Annotated in this window: 5 protein-coding genes and 1 pseudogene; 3 read left to right on the plus strand and 3 right to left on the minus strand. The window is 68.3% G+C overall.

Features of this window, described 5'->3' with window-relative positions; all coding sequences use genetic code 11:
• Window positions 1-275 precede the first annotated feature (275 nt).
• From IU459_RS39080 to IU459_RS39500, 3 genes and pseudogenes are all read right to left on the minus strand, one after another.
• Window positions 276-635: a DUF7691 family protein gene (locus tag IU459_RS39080; protein WP_228839011.1), complete on the minus strand. Its 360-nt coding sequence runs from the start codon at window positions 633-635 to the stop codon at window positions 276-278.
• Between the two features lie 248 nt (window positions 636-883).
• A pseudogene (locus IU459_RS40270) lies at window positions 884-1,357 on the minus strand (histidine phosphatase family protein); the annotation flags it as partial.
• Between the two features lies 1 nt (window position 1,358).
• Complete coding sequence (locus IU459_RS39500) at window positions 1,359-2,858, minus strand: peptide deformylase (protein WP_324199165.1); 1,500 nt, start codon at window positions 2,856-2,858, stop codon at window positions 1,359-1,361.
• A 181-nt stretch (window positions 2,859-3,039) separates the two neighbouring features.
• On the opposite strand from IU459_RS39500, the gene IU459_RS36360 reads away from it, so the two are divergent.
• Genes IU459_RS36360 through IU459_RS36370 form a run of 3 tightly spaced genes read left to right on the plus strand, consistent with a single transcriptional unit; the run spans window position 3,040 to window position 5,772 of the window.
• Window positions 3,040-4,026, plus strand: coding sequence for a dTDP-glucose 4,6-dehydratase (locus tag IU459_RS36360; RefSeq protein ID WP_195134127.1), 987 nt, complete (start codon window positions 3,040-3,042; stop codon window positions 4,024-4,026).
• A complete protein-coding gene (locus IU459_RS36365) occupies window positions 4,023-5,000 on the plus strand; it encodes an ATP-grasp domain-containing protein (protein ID WP_324199166.1) in 978 nt (325 codons plus the stop codon). Before IU459_RS36360 ends, IU459_RS36365 begins: the two co-directional genes overlap by 4 nt.
• Window positions 4,984-5,772, plus strand: a complete 789-nt coding sequence (locus IU459_RS36370) for a DegT/DnrJ/EryC1/StrS family aminotransferase (RefSeq protein ID WP_195134128.1) — start codon at window positions 4,984-4,986, stop codon at window positions 5,770-5,772. Before IU459_RS36365 ends, IU459_RS36370 begins: the two co-directional genes overlap by 17 nt.
• Window positions 5,773-5,866: the final 94 nt, after the last annotated feature.

Below are 5,866 nucleotides of genomic sequence, written 5' to 3' on the forward strand. Positions count from 1 at the left end.
CCCCGGCGCCCTGACCTGCGAGTATCTGCACGCCTAGAGACACGGTCCCCAGGCGCGTTTCTCCATGTCTGGGCAGGTCAGGGCATAAATCTGGGCTCTATCCGCTCCGAATTACGCGGAACGCAGGGCGAAGGTCCAGCGCAAAACCCGATCCGCCAGCTCCTCATACGCGGAGAGCATGAGATCGACCGGTGCGTAGAACTGCACACCGGCGTCACTACGATCGCCACGAGGCGGCTACGACGAGACCGCAACCTCATTCCGCGGCCTAGTTGTCACCCACCGGCGAACGCGAGATCAGCGGCAGGATCGAGCTGTACCCCCAGCTGCGTCAGTTGCTCGCCGATCATGTCGAAGCCGTCCGAGCCGACCGGATACCGGTACCTGTTGCTCAGCTTGCCGCCGAACCGCTCGCAGAGCACCTTCAGCGCGTATCCGTAGTGCGCACCGTCGGTGCCTGAATGCGGCTCGCTGAAGAACAGCTTCCGTAAGGCGGTGCGCCGGTCCGCTGAGTCGATCGTGGGCGAATGCACCTCGGCCATCCAGTCGAAGAACCCAGGTGGATCCGAGGTGAACGTAGCGGGGGCTCGCAGGATTTCGATCCGGACCGCGTACGCCATGATCGCGTATCCCACGACCACTCCCCTACATTCGCGCCAAAGCTACCGGTCGCGTCGCCTGTCTCACGCAGTGCGACCACCATGAACGGCCAGTACCCGTGGCAGCGCATTCCCCGTCGCCACGTGGCCTGTGGTGCGCTTTCCTGTGCCGAGGTCGAGCTGGGTGGTTCGTCCCGGGCAAGGCCGGGCCCCGCTGCATGGATTCGGCTGTACCGGAGACTGATCCGGTAGACCGCGGGCATCGGCATCGCGCGGCTGAACGCCCAGTCGACCCCGGCGACTCCGAATCCGAGCAGTGCGCGACAGATGAACGTGCCGTGGCTGCTGATCAGCACGGTGGCGCCGGAGTGCTGGCGGGTCAGGCTGTCGATGATTGCTACTGCGCGGCGGGTGAGTTGGTCGAGGCTTTCCCCGTCGCCGCGGGCCCAAGACGGGTGTGCCCAGCTGTGTGCGTAGTGGCGCTCCCAGTCCGGTGTCGGTGCCAGCCCTGAGTCCCATTCCCGCAGTTCCGGTATCTCTGCTACGGCCATCCCCAACGCACGGGCCAGCGGCTCGACGGTCTGCCTGGCGCGCAGATACGGACTGGACGCGATCAGGGCCGGCCGGGGGCGGCTGAGCGTCTCGACCAACTGCTGGGCCTGCGCATGGCCCCGCTCGACCAACGCCCGACAGAACTCATCCGGGCCTACCGGAGTGGGAAAGATCGGGTGCGCGTGTCGCACCAGCACAACGTTCATCTCAGTAGGTCCAGTTCGTGCCGGTTCCTCGGTACTGCTCGACGGAGATGGGCTCGACGCCGGGTTTCATGTGGTCGAGGTAGAGCTGTCCGTGTAGGTGGTCGACCTCGTGGGCGACCAGGCGCGCGAGACCGCGATCGAACACGGTGATCCGGGTGGTGCCGTCGATGTCGGTGTGTTCGACGTGGATCGTCAGTGGTCGTGGTACCCGCCCGCGCAGGTCGAAGAAGCTCAAGCACCCTTCGTATTGCTCGTCTTCACCGCTGGTTTCGACGATGCGGGGGTTGAACAGGGTGATAGTGTCACCGGTTGGGGTACGCACGATCGCGGCGGCACGGCTGATTCCGATCTGGGGTGCGGCGATCCCCATCCCTTTACCGAACACGTGTGCCTGGGCTACACGTTCGGCGGCCGAATGCAGTTCGGCGACGACACGGCGGGCGTCTTCGGCTTCGGTCGGCAGATCGAATGGGCGCGCGATCTGGCGCAGGATCTCGTCACCTTCCTGCGCGATGCCGAGGCCCGCCATGACCTTGCTCGGTGGGGTGCGTTCGTCGTCGTTGCGGCCGCGGAAGTCCCATTCGAGGCGGTAGCGGGCGTGCAGGGGCGGATCGTCGGTGGACCAGGCGTAGATGTGGCGGTCCTGCTCGGCCTGGTGGGTGATGGGCGTGGGGAACGGTTGGCCTTCGGCCGCCATCGAGGTCTGCAGGCCCCAGACCGAGGGTTCCAGTGCGGCGGGGAAGTCCAACCGCACCGACAGCCGGTTGGTGGGCAGGCGGACAGCGCGCTGAAACCAGTTGCCCCAGTGGGTCGCTGAGACGGTGTACTCGTATTCGATCCAGCACGCCTGGCCGGGGTAGAGCGGGAAATGGCGGCCACCGCCGAGTTCGCTGAACTCGAGCCACACTTCCTTGAACGCATCGCGGTCGTGGTGGGCGGTCCAGGCCATGGGCTCGGCGCGGTGTCCACCGTGCCAGGCATGCAGGTCGATCTCGTCCCAGGTCAGTGGGTGTTCCTGGTAGAGCTGGTTGGATCGTTCGGGGTCGCCGGGATAGCGATCGACGGAGATCCGGATCAGGTAGCGGGTGATCGGTTCGCCGCCGCCGTTGATCAGGCGGCGCCGTTGCCGGAGCCGGTAGGTGTGTCCGTCGAAGGACAGGCTCGCGTCGTCGTGGTCGACCACCAGCGATCCGGCCGTGTCGGCGGGGTCGGCGATGGGGGCTGTGCGGGCGGTGGTGGGGCGGGTGGCGTTGAACTCGGCGAAGGCGGCGCGTAGTGCCCCGCCGGCTTGCAGGGTCGATTCGGCGCAGGCGGCGAATTCCCGGGACGGTTTCTCGGTGCCGGATTCAATCTTGGACACATACGGGCGGCTGTAGCCCAGTTTGACGGCCAGCGCCCGACGCGACAGGCCGCGGACATCGCGCCAGCGGCGCAGCTCGACTGCGAAGACGTTGACCTGCGCCGCGGCATCGTCGGCGGGCGAGGTATCGGCCGGGGTCACTGTCGCGGTGCTCCTGTTCGCCGGGGTGTGCGTGTGCGTGAGTACCCCGTGAGTATGCGCCCACACTGCCGAAACCCCCTGCATCCGTGGGGAAATGAAACACCAATGTCCCAACTCGAACTTTCCCGGCTGACTGATCCGGGAGAGTTCGCCAGGCCGATCGAGTTCGGGGAGGCACACCATGAGCAGGATTCTGGTGACGGGGGGTGCGGGGTTCATCGGCTCGCACTACGTCCGGCATCTACTCGACCACGACGACGTCGAGCAGGTCACCGTGCTCGACGCACTCACCTACGCCGGGCACGCGGAAAACCTTGGTGCCGCGATGCTCTCGCCGCGGCTTCGTCTGGTCACCGGGGATATCGGTGACACCGACCTGGTGGACGAGTTGGTCGCCGGGCATGACGAAATCGTCCACCTGGCCGCGGAGTCGCACGTCGATCACTCTTTCGCCCAAGCGGCCCGGTTCATCGCCACGAACGTGGCCTGCACCCAGACGATTCTCGATGCCGCGCTCCGGCACGGGATCGCCAAGGTGGTGCACGTGTCCACCGACGAGGTGTACGGGCCGGTGCTCGACGGCGCCGCGGGTGAGGACGCGCCGCTGGCGCCGACGGTGCCGTACGCGGCTAGCAAGGCCGCCGCGGACCTGATCGCGTTGTCCTACCACCGGACTCACGGTGTGCCGGTGTGTGTGACCCGCTCGTCGAACAACTACGGTCCGCACCAGCACCCGGAGAAGATCATCCCGGCGCACGTCACCGCGTTGCTGTACGGCGCCAAGATCGTGTTGCACGGCGACGGCCAGCATGTGCGGAACTGGTTGCACGTCGCCGACAACTGCGCGGGCCTGGACCTGGTGCGCCGCCACGGCGTCGCGGGGCAGGTCTACAACCTCGGCGGCGGCACGGATCTGACCAACGAGGCGCTCACCGGGCTGATCCTGGCTGCGATGGGAGCGGACTGGGATCGCGTGATCCGGGTGCCCGATCGCCGCTGCAACGACCGCCGCTACGCGATGACCTGGGACAAGATCGCCGGGCTGGGGTACCGGCCTCGGCGCAGCATCGCAGACGGGCTGGCCGAGACCATCACCTGGTACCGCGCCAACGCCGACATGTGGGCGCCGATGCTGGCCGCCCGCACCGCCGCGGGGGTTCGGTGGTGACCGGGGCGCGGGTGTTGGTCACCGGTGTCGGTGGCCAGCCCGGTTTCGACCTCGCCCGGCGTATGTACCAGCTCGGCGCTGCGGTGATCGGCGTCGACGCCGACCCCCTGGCGAACGGGCTGCTGCTGGACGGGATCGAACCGCGGTTGTGCCCCCACGTAACCGATCCCCGCTACGGGGAAGCGCTGGTGAAGCTGTGCGACACCGAGGCCGTCGACGCGGTGGCCCCGACCGTGGAATCCGAGCTGCCCGCCCTGATCGGTCTCGCCGATGAACTTGGCGCGGTGGGCGCACGGACCTGGCTGCCGACGCATCGCGCGGCCGCCGCCTGCCGGGACAAGGCCGTCTTCGCCCAGGCGCTCGCAGAAGCGGCTGTCGCGCACCCGGCGACGTGGCTGCCCGAACAACTCGACGACGCGCCCGCCGACGGGGAGTTCGTCGTCAAACCCCGCACGGGCCAAGGCTCGCGCGGAGTCCTGGAATGCCGAGGCCGGGAGCGGGCGCGCGCGGCGTGCCTGCTGATCGTGGACCCGATCGTGCAAACCCGGCTCTCCGGCACCGAATTCACCGCGGACTGTCTCGTCGGCGAGGACGGCCGCGCCGGTGTCGTGCTGCGGTGGCGGCTGCTGACCAAGGGCGGGCTGTCGATCGTGACCCGCACCTTCACCGACCCCGACATCGACACGCTGGTGCGCGCCACCCTGGCCGCGGTCGGGATCCGCGGGTGGTGTTGCGTACAGGGATTCGCCACCTATACCGGGCCGCAGATCACTGAGGTCAACGCCCGTCCTGCCGGTGCGTTCCTGGCTGCCGAAGCCGCTGGCGCCGACCTGACCGGCCAATACCTCGCTGCCCTGCTCGGGGGACCGATCGACTACGACCGGCTCGCCTACCGCGCCGGGGTCACCCTCACCAAATACGTCGACACCCTCGCCGTCACCACCACAGGAGACCGTGATGCTCGCACCCACTGATACCCCGGCGGTCGCCCGCAACGCCGCCCCGTACCTGCACGGTCCCGAAACCGATGCCCTCACCGGCGCGCTGGCCGCCGGGCAGTACGGGCACAACACCGAAACCGAGGCCTTCGAGCAGGAACTGGCCGACTACCTCGGCGTCGCCGACGTCGTCACCGTCCATCGCGGCACCGCCGGCCTGCACATGGCGTTGATGGCGGTCGGGATCGGGCGCGGAGACGAAGTCGTGGTCCCCTCCCAGACGTTCTGCGCCACCATCCACGCCATCCGCGCAGCCGGCGGCGTGCCACGCTTCGCCGACATCGACCCCGCCACCCAGTGCGTCACCGGTGAAGCCGTCGAGGCCGCGATCACCGCCCATACCCGCGCGGTGCTGCCGGTGTTCTACGGCGGCCGCGCGGTCGACCTGACCGAACTGCGGCTGGCCGACCGGGAGATCGCCGTAATCGAAGACGCCGCCCACGCCTTCGGCTCCCGCCATCACGACGGCCGCCGCGTCGGCGCGACCGGCCAGCTCACCTGCTTCTCGTTCGGCCCGATCAAGAACCTCACCTGCCTCGAGGGCGGGGCGATCGTGGCCCGAAACCGCCGCGAAGCCGAGCGCCTGCGCACCATGCGCACGCTGGGCATCCGCGCCAACCAGCTGGCCCGCATCCGCACCACCGACTACCGCGTCGACGGATACGGCCTGCCCTATCACCTGTCCGCCGTCCACGCCGCCGTCGGCCGCGTCCAGCTAGTGCCTCGTCAAGCAACCTTGGGTAGGTAATCGGGTCGCCGGATCTTGGAGTTGACGGCGAACTCGCGCTTGGGTTGGGCGTGCTGGTTGTACCAGCGGATGTAGGCGCCGATCGCGGCGTCCT

Origin of the sequence: Nocardia amamiensis, assembly GCF_015477605.1 — a bacterium.
Lineage (GTDB): Bacteria > Actinomycetota > Actinomycetes > Mycobacteriales > Mycobacteriaceae > Nocardia > Nocardia amamiensis_A.